Origin of the sequence: Streptomyces boncukensis, assembly GCF_011045075.1 — a bacterium.
Lineage (GTDB): Bacteria > Actinomycetota > Actinomycetes > Streptomycetales > Streptomycetaceae > Streptomyces > Streptomyces boncukensis.
Window position 1 is genome coordinate 25,161 of sequence record NZ_JAAKZZ010000009.1, and the last position, 15,836, is coordinate 40,996.

General features: G+C 69.7%; 23 protein-coding genes and 1 pseudogene. 22 read left to right on the forward strand and 2 right to left on the reverse strand.

The window, feature by feature from the left end; all coding sequences use genetic code 11:
* The first annotated feature begins 109 nt into the window (after positions 1–109).
* Positions 110–313, forward strand: coding sequence for a helix-turn-helix transcriptional regulator (locus G5C65_RS01925; protein WP_165296803.1), 204 nt, complete (start codon positions 110–112; stop codon positions 311–313).
* Positions 314–333: 20 nt separating this feature from the next.
* On the opposite strand, the gene G5C65_RS01930 is transcribed toward G5C65_RS01925, so the two are convergent.
* Positions 334–837, reverse strand: coding sequence for an ImmA/IrrE family metallo-endopeptidase (locus tag G5C65_RS01930; protein WP_165296804.1), 504 nt, complete (start codon positions 835–837; stop codon positions 334–336).
* 78 nt (positions 838–915) lie between these two features.
* On the reverse strand, positions 916–1,530 hold the full coding sequence (locus G5C65_RS01935) for a helix-turn-helix transcriptional regulator (RefSeq protein WP_165296805.1): 615 nt from the start codon (positions 1,528–1,530) through the stop codon (positions 916–918).
* Between the two features lie 169 nt (positions 1,531–1,699).
* On the opposite strand from G5C65_RS01935, the gene G5C65_RS01940 reads away from it, so the two are divergent.
* From G5C65_RS01940 to G5C65_RS02035, 21 genes and pseudogenes are all read left to right on the forward strand, one after another.
* The gene (locus G5C65_RS01940) at positions 1,700–1,966 is read left to right on the forward strand and encodes a helix-turn-helix transcriptional regulator (RefSeq protein WP_165296806.1); all 267 of its coding nucleotides are present in this window, start codon (positions 1,700–1,702) and stop codon (positions 1,964–1,966) included.
* Positions 1,966–2,361, forward strand: coding sequence for a hypothetical protein (locus G5C65_RS01945; protein WP_165296807.1), 396 nt, complete (start codon positions 1,966–1,968; stop codon positions 2,359–2,361). Before G5C65_RS01940 ends, G5C65_RS01945 begins: the two co-directional genes overlap by 1 nt.
* Positions 2,358–2,738, forward strand: a complete 381-nt coding sequence (locus tag G5C65_RS01950) for a hypothetical protein (protein WP_165296808.1) — start codon at positions 2,358–2,360, stop codon at positions 2,736–2,738. The genes G5C65_RS01945 and G5C65_RS01950 overlap by 4 nt, the downstream gene beginning before the upstream one ends.
* Positions 2,735–3,523: a hypothetical protein gene (locus tag G5C65_RS01955; RefSeq protein ID WP_165296809.1), complete on the forward strand. Its 789-nt coding sequence runs from the start codon at positions 2,735–2,737 to the stop codon at positions 3,521–3,523. Before G5C65_RS01950 ends, G5C65_RS01955 begins: the two co-directional genes overlap by 4 nt.
* Complete coding sequence (locus tag G5C65_RS01960) at positions 3,520–4,281, forward strand: hypothetical protein (protein ID WP_165296810.1); 762 nt, start codon at positions 3,520–3,522, stop codon at positions 4,279–4,281. Before G5C65_RS01955 ends, G5C65_RS01960 begins: the two co-directional genes overlap by 4 nt.
* Entirely contained in the window at positions 4,278–4,904 is a 627-nt protein-coding gene (locus G5C65_RS01965; RefSeq protein ID WP_165296811.1) for a DNA (cytosine-5-)-methyltransferase, read from the forward strand. Before G5C65_RS01960 ends, G5C65_RS01965 begins: the two co-directional genes overlap by 4 nt.
* Positions 4,905–4,938: 34 nt before the next feature.
* Positions 4,939–5,634: a hypothetical protein gene (locus tag G5C65_RS38905; protein ID WP_241265491.1), complete on the forward strand. Its 696-nt coding sequence runs from the start codon at positions 4,939–4,941 to the stop codon at positions 5,632–5,634.
* Positions 5,635–5,701: 67 nt separating this feature from the next.
* Positions 5,702–6,559 (forward strand): hypothetical protein, encoded by an 858-nt coding sequence (locus G5C65_RS01975; RefSeq protein ID WP_165296812.1) that lies wholly within the window; start codon positions 5,702–5,704, stop codon positions 6,557–6,559.
* 11 nt (positions 6,560–6,570) lie between these two features.
* Complete coding sequence (locus G5C65_RS01980) at positions 6,571–7,323, forward strand: ATP-binding protein (RefSeq protein WP_338146202.1); 753 nt, start codon at positions 6,571–6,573, stop codon at positions 7,321–7,323.
* A complete protein-coding gene (locus G5C65_RS01985) occupies positions 7,320–7,982 on the forward strand; it encodes a PDDEXK family nuclease (RefSeq protein WP_165296813.1) in 663 nt (220 codons plus the stop codon). The genes G5C65_RS01980 and G5C65_RS01985 overlap by 4 nt, the downstream gene beginning before the upstream one ends.
* On the forward strand, positions 7,979–8,584 hold the full coding sequence (locus G5C65_RS01990; RefSeq protein ID WP_165296814.1) for a hypothetical protein: 606 nt from the start codon (positions 7,979–7,981) through the stop codon (positions 8,582–8,584). The genes G5C65_RS01985 and G5C65_RS01990 overlap by 4 nt, the downstream gene beginning before the upstream one ends.
* Before the next feature lie 159 nt (positions 8,585–8,743).
* The gene (locus G5C65_RS01995; RefSeq protein WP_165296815.1) at positions 8,744–8,935 is read left to right on the forward strand and encodes a helix-turn-helix domain-containing protein; all 192 of its coding nucleotides are present in this window, start codon (positions 8,744–8,746) and stop codon (positions 8,933–8,935) included.
* Complete coding sequence (locus G5C65_RS40040) at positions 8,932–9,063, forward strand: hypothetical protein (RefSeq protein ID WP_277607956.1); 132 nt, start codon at positions 8,932–8,934, stop codon at positions 9,061–9,063. The genes G5C65_RS01995 and G5C65_RS40040 overlap by 4 nt, the downstream gene beginning before the upstream one ends.
* A gap of 13 nt (positions 9,064–9,076) precedes the next feature.
* Complete coding sequence (locus tag G5C65_RS02000; RefSeq protein ID WP_165296816.1) at positions 9,077–9,271, forward strand: hypothetical protein; 195 nt, start codon at positions 9,077–9,079, stop codon at positions 9,269–9,271.
* 15 nt (positions 9,272–9,286) lie between these two features.
* Positions 9,287–9,625: an HNH endonuclease gene (locus tag G5C65_RS02005; RefSeq protein ID WP_165296817.1), complete on the forward strand. Its 339-nt coding sequence runs from the start codon at positions 9,287–9,289 to the stop codon at positions 9,623–9,625.
* Positions 9,626–9,819: 194 nt separating this feature from the next.
* Complete coding sequence (locus G5C65_RS02010) at positions 9,820–10,212, forward strand: hypothetical protein (RefSeq protein WP_165296818.1); 393 nt, start codon at positions 9,820–9,822, stop codon at positions 10,210–10,212.
* 2 nt (positions 10,213–10,214) lie between these two features.
* Complete coding sequence (locus G5C65_RS02015) at positions 10,215–11,840, forward strand: phage terminase family protein (protein WP_241265492.1); 1,626 nt, start codon at positions 10,215–10,217, stop codon at positions 11,838–11,840.
* A 204-nt stretch (positions 11,841–12,044) separates the two neighbouring features.
* Complete coding sequence (locus G5C65_RS02020; RefSeq protein WP_165296819.1) at positions 12,045–12,644, forward strand: hypothetical protein; 600 nt, start codon at positions 12,045–12,047, stop codon at positions 12,642–12,644.
* A 43-nt stretch (positions 12,645–12,687) separates the two neighbouring features.
* Positions 12,688–14,118 (forward strand): phage portal protein, encoded by a 1,431-nt coding sequence (locus tag G5C65_RS02025; RefSeq protein WP_165296820.1) that lies wholly within the window; start codon positions 12,688–12,690, stop codon positions 14,116–14,118.
* On the forward strand, positions 14,115–14,969 hold the full coding sequence (locus G5C65_RS02030; protein ID WP_165296821.1) for a VG15 protein: 855 nt from the start codon (positions 14,115–14,117) through the stop codon (positions 14,967–14,969). Before G5C65_RS02025 ends, G5C65_RS02030 begins: the two co-directional genes overlap by 4 nt.
* A gap of 375 nt (positions 14,970–15,344) precedes the next feature.
* Positions 15,345–15,836: pseudogene (locus tag G5C65_RS02035) on the forward strand (hypothetical protein); the annotation flags it as partial.

The following is a 15,836-nucleotide window of genomic DNA, read 5'->3' on the forward strand; positions in this document are numbered from 1 at the left end:
ATAGATGCCATGCAATAGCTCTTGCTCATTCTCAAACACCAGTTGTACCGTCTCTTTCGATCGCAGCATGAGCCGAAAGAGACGCAACGGCGTACGGGGAAGGGGAGCCATGAGCCAAGGGGTGTGGACCCCCGCGGAACTCGCCGGGCGGCTGGGCGTATCCGTGGGGACGCTCGCGAACTGGCGGTGGCGCGGCGAAGGGCCGCGTTACGTCAAGCTCGGGTCCGGGCGCAGCTCGCGCGTGCGGTACCGCTCCGAGGATGTCGCTGCCTGGGAGGCGCGGCATGCGGCGGGCGGGGAGTCCGCCGCGTAGTCGAGCGGTGCCCCGGTGAGTCAGAACGAGGGCCGGAACTGCTGCTCGCGCTCGCGGAGATGGAGCCGGACGTTGAGCATGTAGACGGTGACGTCGAGCTCGCTGGCGGCTTCCTCGCGGCTCGTCGCCCACCGCAGGGTGTCTTCGAGGTCCACGGCGTGTATGAGCTTGCGCGCGGCGGCGACGTCGGCGCGAATCTCCTGGCGCCGCGCCCAGGTTGCCGACGCGGGCAGTCCCGGGCGGCATTCGGTGTCCGCGTTCACGGCGTGCTGTACCTCATGGGCAAGCGCGCAGCGCTCCTGTGCGGAGGTCAGCCGGTCCGCGACCAGGATGAGGCGATGGGACGGCACCCACCATGAATAGGTGTCCGTCAGCGGTGCGTAGCGGATGCTGAGGCCGAGTTCGTCGGCTTCCTGCCACGGCGAGTACGGGTTCCCTGGAGGCTTGAGCGCTCGATCGGCGCCGGGCAACGGCGCCAGTGACGGCAGGGATGTGCGGCACAGGTTGGTGGCATTCGGAATCACACGACCTCCGTTTCGAGCGCACGTTCGATGTAACCGCCGTGTGTGTTCCGTGCGCAAGTCGAAACCGTGTGTGATCAGTTATTTCCTGTCCGTCTCACCCTCGAAGCGGCGTACGGCGTCGTCCACGATCGCGCGGTCGGACACCGCGCTCGTGCCCCCGTCGTGCTCGGGTGAGTGGGCGACGGCGGCGAAGTGGTCCTGGGTGAGCTGGCCGGTGCGCGCGGCTCGCGCCGTCATGGCCGACTCAAGCAACGCGTCTGCCGCCGCGTCGAACTGCTCGATGAGGCGCGGGTCCGCCCCCATCTCGGCGCACGCTCGGCTGAACTCCATGGCGCCCCGCAGGGACGACACAGCGGGGTTGTGGGCCCGCTTGGCATAGACAACCGTGGTCTCGCCGGTCTCATCTCTGTACGTCATCGCGGGGCCGTCCAACAGGCTGTCGATGAACCCCGGCGGCCACCCCAGCGCATGCGCGATCCGGTGGAGCGTCGGCGGCCTGCGGGTTGGCACGGCGCCGGATTCGAGCGTGTAGACGCTCTTCGCGGACACGCCGGCATGTTCGGCGAGTTCCGCCTGTGTCCAGCCGAGCTGTGCGCGTGCGGCGCGGACGCGTGCCGCGAGCCGCTGCCACGCTTCGGGGTCCTGGTTCACGTCGTCTCTCCGCTCCGGGCCGGTGGCGTGCGATGCCTTCAAGCCAAATGCTTCGAGTGTGCAACGCCGTGACGCAATATGCAACGCGAGGAAACGCGGGACTCGTAGTTACTGGAAAAGATCGTTGCTTCGTTACGAGTCGCTACGTAATCTCTGAGGTCATTGCCAACGCGCCTGGCATATGACCACAGGCGCGCACGGAGGGGTGCGCATGTCTCAGGAACCGTCTTCGGCTCGTTCGATCCCGCGTCTTCGGCAGGGGGGTGTACCTGGGCCCGCCGTCCTCACCACGCAGCAGGCGGCGGCTTACCTCGGCGTCGCGGTCGGCACGCTGCGCACCTGGCGCCATCGCGAGTGCGGACCCCGCTCGTTCCGGATGCAGGGCCGCGTGGTGTACCGCCTCTCGGCCCTGGACGCCTACCTCGACGAGTGCGAGGCCGCAGACTCCGCCCCGATGCGCCACCGCAAGGGCGCCTGATGAACACGCCTTACGTCGCGATGACCACGCCCGACCTGGTGGCCGAGCGCGGACGCCTGACGCGCGCCTACCTCGACGCCGAGCACGACGGCGCGGACGGACTTCCGTTCGTCAAGCGGCTCCTCGGCGTCGAGTCGGTCCTGTCCGCCCGCGAATTGGCCCGCACGCTGACCAGCGCCCAGCAGACGGCCCGGTGGGTCGAAGTCCTCGCCGAGCATGACCCGAAGCGGGCCGCCGACTTCGCCGCTCGCGCGGAACGCGCGGCCGAGACCGCGCTGTCCCTCGCTGCCGGCCTGCGCGCCGGCTGTACGGCCCAGATGTCCGACGGCGCCTGTGCTGTGCGGACCGGTGATCACTTGGCCGTGAACCTTCCCGGCCGAGAGGGGACAGCGTGATCAGCGTCAGCCTCCATGCCGAGCGGCATCGCGTGCTGCTCAGTGTCGATGACATCGCTGAACTCGTCGTCGATGCTCTTGCGGCTGAGTACGCCGCCGACCCGCGCGGCACAGCCGACGCGCTCGACGAACTTGCACGCCGGCGCCGCACCTGGGCATCACTCAGCGGTCTCGCTGAAGCTCAGGATCTCCCTGAGCACACCATCAACAGCGCCGCCGCCTCCCATGACCATTTCCGGGCGGCCCTCGTGAGCGCCCTGTCGTGGCCCATGGACTTCTCGCTGTCCGAGCCCGACGCGCGACGGCTCGCCGCCGACCTGACGTATTACGCCTCGCTGACCACCACCGCCCGAGTGCGGAAGGGAGCGGCGGAATGACCCTCGTACGTACGGACACCGCCCGCGGTCACCGCTACGAACTCGACGGCGAGCCGGTCACCGGGGTGACCACCCTCATTGGCGGTGGCCTGCCCAAGCCCGCCCTCGTCCCGTGGGCGGCGAAGTCCGCGGCCCGGTACGCGGTGGACCACTGGCGCGCGCTCGCGCCGATGGTGGCCTCCGGCGAGGCCGAGAGCGCGTACGACGAGATCCGCCGCGCCCCCTTCCGCGAGCGGAACGCGGCGGCCGTGCGCGGCACCGAAGTCCACCGCCACGCCGAAGCCCTCTCCCGGGGCGAGGACGTCGATGTCCCCGACGAGCTGTACGGCTACGTCTCGGCGTGCGCGGACTTCCTCGACGACTGGGCCGTCCGCCCGCTGCTGACAGAGGCCGTGGTCGGCTCCCGCGCTCATCACTACGCCGGGACGCTCGACCTGGTGGCCGCGCTGCCCAATGGCGAGGTGGCGCTGTTCGACTACAAGACCGGCGCGTCCGGGATCTGGCCCGACACCGCGTTGCAGGCCGCCGCCTACCGGTACGCGGACTTCTACCTCACCGACGACGACCGCGAAGCCGGCATGGCCGCGCTCGGCATCACCGCCGCCTACGCCGTCCACCTCCAGCCCGACGGCTACGCGGTCCATCCGCTCGATGCCGGATGGGACACCTTCCGCCGCTTCCTCGACGTGGCCGCCGTCGCTCGCGCCGCCAAGAACTTCCGCGCCCTCGTCCACGACCCGGTGAGCCCCGCCCACCTGCTCACGACCACGGAGCCCCGCGCATGACCGACAACCTCCCGGCCATACCCGAGACCGCCTCCGCCCCAGCGTCCGCCGAACCGGTGGGCGGCACCATCGCCACGCTCGCCGCGTGGGCCGACTCCGCCCGTGCCGCGTTCACCATCGCCGAGTCCCTGGCGCGTACCGCGTTCGTGCCCGAAGCCTTCCGCGGCAAGCCGCACGAGGTCACCGCCGCCATCCTCACCGGCACCGAAATGGGCCTGTCCCCCATGGCCGCGCTGCGCTCGTTCGACCTCATCAAGGGCACACCGGCGATGCGCGCGAACGCCATGCGCGCCCTCGTCCAGTCCCACGGACACGCCATCTGGGAAGAGGAGACCACCGCCACCCGCGCCGTCGTCTGTGGCCGACGCGCGGGCGAGGCCGAGGTCCACCGCTCGGAATGGACCATCGAGCGCGCCCGAGACATGCAGCTCACCGGCAAGGACAACTGGAAACGCCAGCCCACGGCGATGCTGCTGGCCCGCGCCACCGCCGAAGCCTGCCGCCTGACCGCCTCCGACGTCCTGCACGGCGTCCCGTACGCCGCCGAGGAACTGGCCGACGGCACCGAGGGCGAGACCCGCACTGTACGGCGCCGTCGTAAGTCCGCACCGCGTGAGCAGGCGTCCGCAGCCGAACACGGTCAGGCCGACGAGGAGCCAGCCGCCGAACAGGCACAGCCGCACGCCGACGGGGACATCCCGGAGACCGCCGAGGCGCCGCTGTGGACCGCTGAAGGGGACGGAGAGGGGAGCGCGTGACCGAACCGCGTATCGGCTCCCTGTGCTCCGGCTACGGCGGTCTCGAACTGGGTGTGACCGCTGTACTCGGTGGCACGGTCGCGTGGCACTGCGAGGTGGACCCGAACGCGTCCAAGGTACTCGCCCACCACTGGCCCGACGTACCCAACCTCGGCGACATCACCGCCGTGGACTTCCGCGACGTCGAGCCGGTGGACGTGCTCACCGCCGGTTTCCCCTGCCAGGACGTCAGCCTCGCCGGCAAGCGGGCCGGCATCGCCGGGGGAACCCGCTCGGGCCTGTGGCTGCACGTGGCCCGAGCGATCGAAGCCCTTCAACCCTCCTTGGTGGTGATCGAAAATGTCCGCGGTCTCCTCTCCGCGACGGCTCATAGCGACGTGGAACCGTGCCCGTGGTGTCTGGGAGACGGAAGCGCTGAACCTGCTTTGCGAGCACTCGGCGCCGTACTCGGAGATCTGGCCGACCGCGGGTACGACGCGGAATGGTGTTGCGTACGCGCGTCCGAGATCGGCGCTGCCCACCAGCGCGAAAGGGTCTTCATCGCGGCGCGGCCTGCTGCCGACGCCGACCGCGACCTTCATACAGGACGACATCGACCCGGCGGTCTGGCAGGCGCGGCGTGAACGCATGAAGGCCCGCCACCCCGGTATGGGGGACATGGGCCTACCGCTCGGCCTCGCCGTGCGTCTGCTGCCCACTCCGCGCACCTCGGACACCAATGGCGCGGGCGACCACGGCGACGGCGGCCCGGATCTGCGGACGGCCGTGTCCCTGCTTCCCACGCCCAACGCCAGGGACCACAAGGGGCCGAACCCGCACCGGCGCCAGGTCTGCCTCGACGACGCCGTGTCGCTGCTCCCGACCCCGCGCGCCTCCGACGGCGAGAAGGGCGGCCCCAACCAGCGCGGTAGCCGGGGCGACCTCACCTTGCCCAGCGCCGCGGCGCGACTCCTGCCCACCCCATCGGCAAGTGATCACGGATCGAACTACGCGACAGCCGAGCAGCGAACGGCCGCCGGTCATCAGGCGTACCTGTCGAACGTCACGACGTCCCTGGCCGCCCCAGCGCCAACGCGGGAGACATCGAACGACGCAACGGACTGGGGACCGTACGCCGCCGCCGTCGAGCGATGGGAAGAACTCACCCGCCCGGCACCGCGCCCTGTGGACGGGCGCGGCAGGCTCAACCCGGCCCTCGTCGAATGGCTCATGGGCCTCCCCGACGGCCACGTCACCGCCGTTCCCCAACTGTCACGCGTCGCGCAGCTCAAGGCCCTCGGCAACGGCGTCGTGCACCAGCAAGCAGCCGCCGCGCTGCGGCTCCTCATCGACCGCATCGAGCTGTGCGCGTAGTGGCGTAGCTGCCTCCGCCCCGACCTCCACCAGCGCGACCGAGAAAGGCAGGGACGTGGGAATCCGTTTGATCGTCGATATCCTCAACCACGCGCCCCGCTCTCTCACGCACCGAGAGGCGTACGTACTGGTGGCGCTCGCCGAGGACGCCAACGACGACACCCGGACCACCTGGAACAGCGTCGAGCGCCCCGAGATGCTGCACCGTGCCCGCGTGTCCCGCTCACAGATGTACGCCGTCCTCAAGACGCTCACCGGCAAGGGCGCGCTCGAACGGGTGGCTGCCGGGCAGAAGAACGGCGCCGCGAAGTACCGGATTCCCGCCTTTTCCACCGTGCCTCAGTGTCCCGGAAACGCGGACACTGACGACGGCTCTCAGTGTCCCGGTTCCCGGGATGCTGAAGGCTCTCAGCGTCCCGGAACTGCGGACCCTGACCTCGGCGTTCAGTGTCCCGATTCTCCGGACACTGAACCGTCTCAGTGTCCCGGAAACCGGGATGTCAGTGTCCCGGGATCCGGGACTCCTACCCCTCCTGACCCCTCACCAACTACCCCCTCAGCCAGCCAGCAGGGTCGGCTGTCTGCCGAACGCTTCGACCACGGCATCCCCGAAGCCGCACGCCCTCTCGTCGATCAGCTCACTGCCGCGGGCGTCGTCGTCCGCTGGCCCTTCAGCGGTGACCAGTGGTTCACGGTCCTTGCCCTCATCGAGAGGACCGGTATTCCCGCCATGGTCGAGCACGCCGTCAAGGCCGCCGCGCGCACCGACGTCGCTTCCGCCCGTTACTTCCTGCGCGGCTGGGGCGAGCTCCCGCCCCTGCCGGCCTCCGGCACCAGCAGACCGCTGCCCCGGACCGGCACCGGCGGCTATCAGCCCTTCCAATGCCCGGCCCCCTCCGCCTACGCGAACGATCTTGGATTCTGAGGAGCCATCCCGTGGCCGAACCCCAGACCCTCGCCGAGAAACGCCCCTCCGCTCTCGCTCGCCTCATGGCCGGTATCACCGAGCACGGCCGCGACCTCACCGCCGGGCCGGTAGCGGACGAGCCCACGCCCGACGAGCCCGGCCACCCCGAGTACCACCGCAGGCAACGCGCCGAGTTCGCCCTCAACCGGTGGCGCACCGCCGTCCTGTACCGCTACCGCGACGCCACCGTCACCCACCCCGACGTGATCACCTGGGCCGACCGCGTCATCGACGACTACCGCGACGCCGGGTTCCTCGTCCTCACCGGCGCCCTCGGATGCGGCAAGACCCATCAGGCATATGGGGCGCTACGCCGCGTCGCCGAATCCGGGCCCCGCCGCTTCGAGATGACCGCCACCACCGCCCCGGACATGTACGGACGGCTGCGCCCCGGCGGCAGCGGGCACGGCACCGAACACGAGCTGGCCCGCCTGTGCCGCATCCCCCTGCTTCTGCTCGATGACCTCGGCACCGAAAAGCTCTCCGAGTGGACCGAAGAGGCCACCTACCGCCTCCTGAACGAGCGCTACAACGCCTGCCTCCCCGCCATCGTCACCAGCAACCTCCCCGCTCGCGCGGCACCCGGCGACACCGGCCGACCCACCGGTCCCGACCTCGCAAGCCGCCTCGGCGACCGTCTCGCCTCCCGCTTGGCGCAGGCCGCTACCGTCGTCCATCTCGACGGCCCCGATCTACGACGCCAGCGCAGGAGCGCCGCATGACCCACACCACCGACGGCCCGGACCACGGGACCATAGACGCCGTACCCACCCGCTACGGCGACACCATGTTCCGGTCCCGCCTGGAAGCGGACTGGGCCGCCACCCTCGACGGCAACCGCATCAAGTGGCACTACGAACCCGAAACGATCACTCTGCCCTCCGGCGCCGTCTACATCCCCGACTTCTGGCTGCACGAACTCGGCATCTGGATAGAGGCCAAAGGCGAGGGCATCCCCCGCATCGAGAAGGCCGCCGAACTGGCCAAGGCTCGCGCCTGCCGGTGCCCCGGCGACTGCGCCTGTCCATGGCCCGGGGGTGAACTCGTCCTCGCTGGCCGCGCGCCGCTGGACATCACGCGTACGGAGACCGGGCGCTGGCCGGGACGCGGATACGCGAACTGGGAAACACCGTTCGGCCCCTCCGCGTACTACCTGCACTGTCCCGCATGCTCACGTAACCAATGGATCACCCTTCGGCGCCCGTGGCTGTGCCGCGCCTGCCGCCACGGCCTCGAAAACCAAACCGCACACCGGGCCATCGACCGGCGAGTCCGGTTCGTGGAATCCACCCCCGCCGGCGGCTTCGGCGACCCCGTCACCGAAGAGGGCGACGAAGAACCCGATGCCCCAGATCCAGGTGAATGGGGAGACAAGCGATGAGCGACTGCCAACACTGCCCCCGCAATACAAACGAGGGTAGAAATCTCTGCCGCGTATGCGAAGAACGCCTGGCAACGCAACTCGACGAGATACCGTCTCTCTACCGCGCTTTGGAATACCTCGTCGGCACCAAAGCAAAGACGAGCGGAAAACGCACATCCGTAGAGGCATCGGCACCGTGCAACATCGACGCCCTCAACCTCACCGCGCCCGGCGGAATCGCCGACATCCTCGCTTCATGGGTAGAGGACTGGTACGACCTCCTCGACTGGGGAGAACCCCAACTCGACAGCCGCGACGACCGCGTGACCAGCGCCGTTCACCGCCTGCGCGGCAACCTCCCCTGGGCCGTCGAGCAGCACCCGGCCGTCGGCGACTTCGCCCGTGAAATCGCCCAGCTCCACCGACGTGCGCGCCGCGTCCTCGACGGCGACACCCCACGCGTCCCCCTATGCGCGTGCACGTGCGGCGGCACCGTCACCGCCAATCCCGCCGCGCTCGTCGCGCACTGCTCGGACTGCCATACCGAATGGCGCGGTCCGCAACTTATAGAACTCGCAGAAACGCGGGGAAACTTTCCCCCGGTTCCCGTCGCGGCCTAATGGGTTGACAATCCAGAGTTTGTGAAAATATCTTCTGATACGAGCGCAAGACGTGTCACCGCACAGCGGGACATCACCACCGCGCGACGACCTGAATGGGCCGCCTCGACTCCCCCGGCGAGGTGGCCCATTCGCATTCCCGGAGGGAGGCCGACGCGCATGAGCGCCCTCATCCTCGTACGCCCGGACGAAGCCGCTGCCTACTGCCGCCGCCCCGTGGCCACCGTCTACCGCTGGGCACACGAGGGCCGCATCACTCAGCACGGCACCGGACGCGGCGAGGTCCGCTACGACCTCCGCGAACTCCCCGCCCCCGGCGCCCCGGCGCCGCCGAGGAAGGCCACCGCGTGACCACCACGACCACCACACCGCGCCGCCCCCAGCGCGCCGAGCGGAAGCCGGACCCGCGCTACCACCTCAGCCGCCGCGAGTACGAACGCCTCATGCGCCAGGTCCCGCGCGGCCCGCACCGCGAGTGAAGGAGCACGGCCGATGGCCGACAGCCTTGAGCGCTACTGGAAGACCGGCGAAGGCGCCGTCAAGATCCGCTGGGGCAGCCCCGGCGACTGGACCCGCTGTCACCGTCACCTGTCCAAGCACGTCGGCGACGAGCGCGCCCGCCGCATCTGTAGCCAGTGGCACCACGACCAGACCGGCCTGTGGCCCGGCGACAAGCGCAACCCGTAGGGAGACAGTCCGCTCATGGCCTGGGACACCAGCGACCGTGCGAAGCGCCTGCCGCCGAACTGGCCCGTACTGCGCGCCACGGTCCTCCGCCGCGACAACGGCATCTGCCACGTCTGCGGCAAGCACGGCGCCGACCAGGTGGACCACCTCGTCGCAGGCGATGACCACGCGCTCGACAACCTCGCAGCCATCCACTCGGACCCCTGCCACCGCGCCAAGTCGAGCAGCGAGGGCGGCAAGGCCGCCGCGAAGTCCCGCGCCAAGCGCCCCCGCACACGGCCAGCCGAGCAGCACCCCGCCGAGCGGCGACGCCCAGCGTGGCCGACCGACGACCACGCCGACGGAGCCGTGTAGAGGCATGCGACAAGGCGTATGCAGGACATACGCCTACGCACTCACCGCCCCGAAGGGCTTCTGACCTGGGCAAACCCTGGGGGATGCCCCCGGCCCGGTGATCTCTCCGGACCGCATCGTCATAGCACTCCTGGCCATGCGTGCAGGTCAGCCCTGTTTTCACCCGTCCTCGCCCGCGGTTGGGGGTGGTCACCATGGCCGGGTTCGACACCGAGCGGGCCAAGCCTCGCCCGCCTGCGAAGCTCGGCACCGCCGGGCGCCGCCTGTGGCGCGAGGTCGTCGAGCGGTACGAGCTGCGCCCCGACGAGGCGCGCGTCCTCGGCGACGCCTGCCGCGAGGCCGACATCATCGAACGCCTCGAAGGCGAGCTGGCCGATGCCCCGCTCATGGCCAAGGGCTCACAGGGGCAACCCGTCGCCTCCCCGCTCGTCTCCGAGGTGCGGCAACACCGCTCGGTCCTCGCCTCGCTTCTCAAGTCGCTCAAGCTGCCGGACGCCCCCGCCGACGCACAGCGCAAACAGAACCTCGTGTCCGAGCAGGCCCGTGCCGCCGCACGCGCGAGATGGGGGCAGGTCAAGGGGGTGTGACGTTGCGCGTCGCGCTCGCCGGACAACAGGTTCCGCTCGCCCCCGACGGCTTGCCAGTGGGCATGCCCACGGACTACGGGATAGCGACGCTCGGGTGGGGAGTGCTGGCCTGGGGCGAGGCGTTCCTTGCCCAGCCCGACGGCGCTGCCGCGGGCGAGCCGTGGCGGTGGACCGATACTCAGGCGCGCGTCGTGGCCTGGTGGTACGCCGTCGATGCCCACGGCTCGTGGCTCTTCCGACGCAGCCAGGTCGTCATGCCCAAGGGCGCCGGCAAGTCCCCGCTCGCCGGTGCCCTGTCCTGTTGCGAGCTGGCGGCGGAAGTCGTCTCCGACGGCTTCGACGCCGCCGGCGAAGCCGTCGGCCGCCCGCACCCCTCACCACATGTGCAGCTCGCCGCCGTCAGCCAGGACCAGACCGACAACACCATGGCGCTCGTCCTGTCCATGCTGCGCGATGGCGACGCCGTACAGGCCATCGACGGCCTCGACATCGGCCTGACCCGCGTACGCACCCGCGCGGGCAAGCTGGAGCCGGTCACCGCCTCCGCACCGTCCCGCGAGGGCCAGCGACTCACCGCCGCCGTCCTCGACGAGCCGCACCTGTGGTTGCCGACCAACGGCGGCCGACGGCTGGCGGCCACCATCCGCCGCAACCTGGGCAAGATGAACGGTCGCAGCCTAGAAACGACAAATACGTGGGTTCCGGGCGAGGACTCCGTAGCCGAGAAGACCAGCGAGGACGCCGAACGCGCCCTGTCCCGCCGCGAACTTGCCGGCCTGATGCGCTACCACCCCCAGGCGGCCGTCAAGGACCTGTCCGACGAGGCCGAGGTCCGCGCCGCGCTGACGCGGCTGTACCGGGACGCGCCATGGGTGCGCATCGACCGCGTGTTGGAAGAGATCTACGACACCAGCACCGACCCCGCCGACTCCCGGCGCTTCTACCTCAACGAAGTCGCCACCGCCGATGACGCGCTCTTCGCTCCGCACGAGTGGGACGCCTGCCGCACCGACGCCGAGCTGAACGCGGGGGACTCCATCGTCCTCGGCTTCGACGGCTCCATCCGCGACGATGCCACCGCCCTCGTCGCCTGCCGCATCGAGGACCGGCTGTTCGTCCCGCTCGCCATCTGGGAACGCCCCGATGGGCCGGACGGCAAAGGCTGGGAAATCGACCGCGAAGCTGTGGACACCACCGTCCGCGACGCCTTCGAAGACTACGACGTCGCCGCTTTCTTCGCCGACGTCGAGCACTGGGAAAGCTACGTGGACGCCTGGGGCCGTGACTTCCGCGAAACCGTCCGCGTCCGCGCCTCCACCGCCAACCCGGTCGCATGGGACATGCGCGGACGGCTGCAACAGTCCACCCTCGCCAACGAACGCCTCATGCGCGCCGTCCGCGACACCAAGATCCGCCACATCGGAGACGTGACCCTACGTCGCCACGTCCTCAACGCCCGCCGTCGCCCCAACCGCTACGGCATCAGCTTCGGCAAGGACCGGCGCGGTTCCCGCCGCAAGGTGGATGGCTGGGCCGCCTGCTTGCTTGCCGAGATGGCTCGCCACGACCTCGTGATGTCCGGCAAGGACCTTGGGAAGAAGGACCGGCGAGTGATCGTGTTGCGATGATGGTGACGAGTCGAGAGGGAGTCTCGTTCTCCGCCACGTGCTGACTTCTGCACGCATATTCTGGCGGGCATGTGTGCGTTGCGAAGGTACCCACGCCACGAACTGCGGCCTGCAACCGAGGACTGGCGATCACTACGTGGGGCGCTGCTCTACCTAGATGACCTCGAAAGCGTCCATCTGCTTCTGAAGGAACGCGCAGAGAATGTGATCCTTCAGGTGGGGGAAAGTAGTTTGGCCGACGACGTTGAGGATCTGAAGGGCGCCTATTCGGAGGATCTGAGGCAAGTTGGATTTGCAACCGAGGGGCCGAGCGTAGAGGTTTGGCTGGGCGAGACTCCTCACGCGTGGGCAAGGGATGGAAGCCAGGAAGCTCGTGACCTGATTCGCGACGTCCAAAGTCTCGTCTCGGCTCTGAAGGAGCCGAGACGTCGTGGTCTGGTTGCACTGTCAGCGGTGCGATTTCTCGGGTTCGGTCCAGGTCTCGCTTTTGTCGTTTTTCTAATCCTCGACCTGTTGGGGGTTATTGATCCGTCGGGCCGTCTACGTGAAGCCATTGGCGTAACTCTCCCGCCAGCGCTTCTGGCTGGCTTTACCGGCTCTATTGTAGCTTTCAAGATGTGGGTAAGGGCAGATTACGAGACGGCGGTGATTCCTCACCGAAGAGGGGAAGTGCGGCAACTGAAATTTAGCGTCAAGGTTGGCGCGAACTGGCAGCTTGTATCGGGGTTGACGCTTCTTGCCGTCGGTATCCCCTGTGCGGTCATCACAGCTTGGTTGAATGGCCTGTTCGGGCTTGGAGAATAGGCCGACGGCGTATACAGGATTCGGTGAAGGGGGGCGTACCCACATGCGGCTACCCTTCGCTGACACAGTTGCTCGTCTCGAACGCAAGCTGAGTGGGGGCACCAATACCCGTGCCCGCCTTGACCGTTACTACGAGGGCCGCGTCCGCCTCGCCTCCATCGGCCTGTCCCTGCCGCCGGAGATGCGGCAGATGTCCACAGTGGTCAACTGGCCCGCGCTGTATGTCGATGCGCTCGAAGAGCGGCTGGACGTCGAAGGCTTCCGCCTCGACGGCGCCGCCGATGCCGACGAGCGGCTGTGGGAGTGGTGGCAGGCCAACGACCTCGACGAGGAATCGCAGCTCGCGCACCTCGACGCTCTCGTCTACGGCCGCGCCTTCGTCACCGTCGGCACCGCGCCCGAAGAGGGTGCCCCGCCGGTGATCCGGGTGGAGTCGGCCCGCACCATGGCCGCCGACTTCGACCCCTACACCCGACGCGTCACCGCCGCACTCCGCGTGCTGGCCGAGGACCCCGAGGACGAGCCCCACGACCGCGCCGACGCCCACCCCACGGCGCCGCCGTACGCCGCCCGCCTCTACCTCCCGGACCGCACGGTCTCGCTGGAGCGCGTCCCGCGCGGCGGCGTGTGGCAGGTGACCGGCGAGGACGTACACCAGCTCGGCCGCCCGCTGGTGGAGATGCTGACCAACCGCGGACGCGCCGGCGAGCGCTCCGGCGCGAGCGAGATGCGCGACGTGATCGGCCTGACCGATGCCGCGTGCCGAACGTTGACCAACATGCAGGGTGCGCAGGAGCTGTTGGCCGTCCCGCAGCGGTACGTACTCGGCGCGCGCCAGGAGGACTTCCAGGACGCGCACGGCCAGCCCATCCCCGCGTGGGAGGCGTACATAGGCCGGTTCCTGATGCTGGCGAGCGAGGACGCGAAGGCCGGCCAGTTCCCTGCCGCCGACTTGCGCAACTTCACCGAGGTCATGAACCTCTACGCGCAACTCGTCGCCTCCGTGACCGGCCTGCCGCCGCACTACCTGGGCCAGTCCACCGACAACCCCGCCAGCGCGGACGCCATCCGCTCCAGCGAAGCGCGTCTGATCAAACGGGCCGAGCGGAAACAGCGTGCCTTCGGCGGCGCGTGGGAACGCGTCATGCGGCTGGCCATGCTCGTCGAAGGCATGGACCCCGCACGCGGCACCGCGATGGAAACCGACTGGCGCGACGCCGCCACACCCACCGTTGCGGCACGCGCGGACGCCGTGACGAAACTCGTGGCCGCCGGAATCCTCCCGGTCGAAGCCGCCTGGGAACAGCTCGGATACTCCCCGCAGTACCGCGCCCGGCTCCGCTCGCTCACCGACACCGACCCCGCCGTCCGCTACCTGGCCGCCACCGACAGCAGCAGCGGCAACACCGGTCCCGACGACGACAGCGAGGACAGCGACGAGGACGGCGACGAGGACGAGGAGCCCGCAGCGTGACACCCGAGGAGTATCGACGCCGCCAGGCCGCCATCACGGCCACGCTGCGGGCCGCTCTCGCGCCCCTGGTGCGCACGCTGCGCGGACGGCCCAGCCAAGCCCAGTGGGCCGCGTTCCTCGACGCCGCGTACCCCGCGATCTACCGGGCACGCGTCGCCTCGTGGCAGCTCGCGGCCGACTTCTACGCCGCCCAGCGCCGCGCCCAGCTCGCCCCCGCGCCGAGCCGGGAAACGTCACGCCGGGACGCAACAACCCCGCCGACCAGCGGCGAGGATGCGTCACGTGAGGAATCCCGTGAGCGGCTGACGCCCGTGAACGGCGCACGTGACGAAACCCCGGAGGTACCGCGACGGAACTATCCGCCGCGCGCCCTCGCCGCCGCCTACCGCCCGTTGCGCGCCCGGCTCGACGCCCTCGACGAGGACGAGCCGCCGCCCGCCACCGTCGTCGAGTCCGCCGTCCGCGTCGCCGAGCGGCACGCCCGCGACGCCGGTCGCGAAGCCGTCGTGGACGCCGCCCGGCACGACCCGGCCGCCCTCGGCTACGCCCGCCGCGCCCTGTCCGGCAACCCGTGCGCCTTCTGCCTGATGCTCGTCTCGCGCGGCCCGGTCTACAAGGACTCGTCGGCCGCGCTGCTGCGGGACGGCTCCGGCGAGCCGTACCACGACGGCTGTTCCTGCGTCGCCGTCCCCGTCTTCAACCGCCAAGCGTGGCCCGGCCGCGAGGAAGCCGGCCAGCTCGAAGCCGAGTGGCGCCGCAGCGGCGGCACCCTCGCCGAATGGCGTCGCCACCTCGACGGGCAACGCCACCAGCAGACAACGGGCGATTCAGAGACCTCGACGGCTTCTTAGGACTGTGGCCTCGTCCCAGGCGTGAAACCAACATCGGTGGAAGCGAGATCTCGGTACCGCCGCCATCGCTCAACACGAGCGAGTCGCTTGACCAATCCAACTCAACTTCGTCCAGGCCCTTGTTCCGGACGAGCCAGTCGTAGTTCTTCAACGCGGTGATCGTCTCTTCGGTCATGAGGCCGAGGCTACGCAACAGGGCCTCGCCCCGCTGGAGTTCGTAGCACTCCGAGAGTTCTCAACCATCCCCGTGATGCGGGCTAACCCCATGCTGCTCCATGAACTCAGCCCAGTGGGCTGGGTCTCTTTCGTCATGTCCATCCCCTTCGCCGAGCACCGCAACGGTGCCGGCGACGCACCCGGAACGGGAGTGCCCCCATGACCGACACCACCGCCACCACGGCCGCACCCGCCGAGGCCACCAGCCCGGCTGAAAGCAACCCCGCGACGTCCGAAGCCACGCCCCCGAGCGGCACCGCGCCGGACCCCGCCGCCGAGACGCCGCCGACCGAGCAACACGAGCCCGCCGACACCGAACAGGACGACGCCGACGACAGCGGGACGGACGAGCTCGCCCGGTGGAAGCACCGGGCCCGCGACTGGGAGCGCCGCGCGAAGCGCAACAACGACCTCGCCGCCCGCTACCCCGACCTCGAAGCCCGCGCCCGCTCCCTTGAAGAGCAGTACGAGGAGGCCCTTGGCGCCCGTACTCGCGCCGAGGCCGATCTGTGGCGCGAGCGTGCCGCCCGCGCGCACGGGGTTCCCGAAGAGTTCTTCGAGTTCCTGACCGGCTCGTCGGAGGCCGAAGTCATGGAGCGCGCCGAGCGCATCGCCTCGAAGCTCACCGGCCCCCGCCGCCCCCTTCCCGAT

What these genes read in the sequence shown, in the direction of transcription:
- G5C65_RS01925 (WP_165296803.1), top strand. Translation starts at nt 110, where the DNA reads ATGAGCCAAGGGGTGTGGACCCCCGCGGAACTCGCCGGGCGGCTGGGC.
- G5C65_RS01940 (WP_165296806.1), top strand. Translation starts at nt 1,700, where the DNA reads ATGTCTCAGGAACCGTCTTCGGCTCGTTCGATCCCGCGTCTTCGGCAG.
- G5C65_RS01945 (WP_165296807.1), top strand. Translation starts at nt 1,966, where the DNA reads ATGAACACGCCTTACGTCGCGATGACCACGCCCGACCTGGTGGCCGAG.
- G5C65_RS01955 (WP_165296809.1), top strand. Translation starts at nt 2,735, where the DNA reads ATGACCCTCGTACGTACGGACACCGCCCGCGGTCACCGCTACGAACTC.
- G5C65_RS01960 (WP_165296810.1), top strand. Translation starts at nt 3,520, where the DNA reads ATGACCGACAACCTCCCGGCCATACCCGAGACCGCCTCCGCCCCAGCG.
- G5C65_RS38905 (WP_241265491.1), top strand. Translation starts at nt 4,939, where the DNA reads ATGGGCCTACCGCTCGGCCTCGCCGTGCGTCTGCTGCCCACTCCGCGC.
- G5C65_RS01985 (WP_165296813.1), top strand. Translation starts at nt 7,320, where the DNA reads ATGACCCACACCACCGACGGCCCGGACCACGGGACCATAGACGCCGTA.
- G5C65_RS01990 (WP_165296814.1), top strand. Translation starts at nt 7,979, where the DNA reads ATGAGCGACTGCCAACACTGCCCCCGCAATACAAACGAGGGTAGAAAT.
- G5C65_RS01995 (WP_165296815.1), top strand. Translation starts at nt 8,744, where the DNA reads ATGAGCGCCCTCATCCTCGTACGCCCGGACGAAGCCGCTGCCTACTGC.
- G5C65_RS02000 (WP_165296816.1), top strand. Translation starts at nt 9,077, where the DNA reads ATGGCCGACAGCCTTGAGCGCTACTGGAAGACCGGCGAAGGCGCCGTC.
- G5C65_RS02005 (WP_165296817.1), top strand. Translation starts at nt 9,287, where the DNA reads ATGGCCTGGGACACCAGCGACCGTGCGAAGCGCCTGCCGCCGAACTGG.
- G5C65_RS02010 (WP_165296818.1), top strand. Translation starts at nt 9,820, where the DNA reads ATGGCCGGGTTCGACACCGAGCGGGCCAAGCCTCGCCCGCCTGCGAAG.
- G5C65_RS02025 (WP_165296820.1), top strand. Translation starts at nt 12,688, where the DNA reads ATGCGGCTACCCTTCGCTGACACAGTTGCTCGTCTCGAACGCAAGCTG.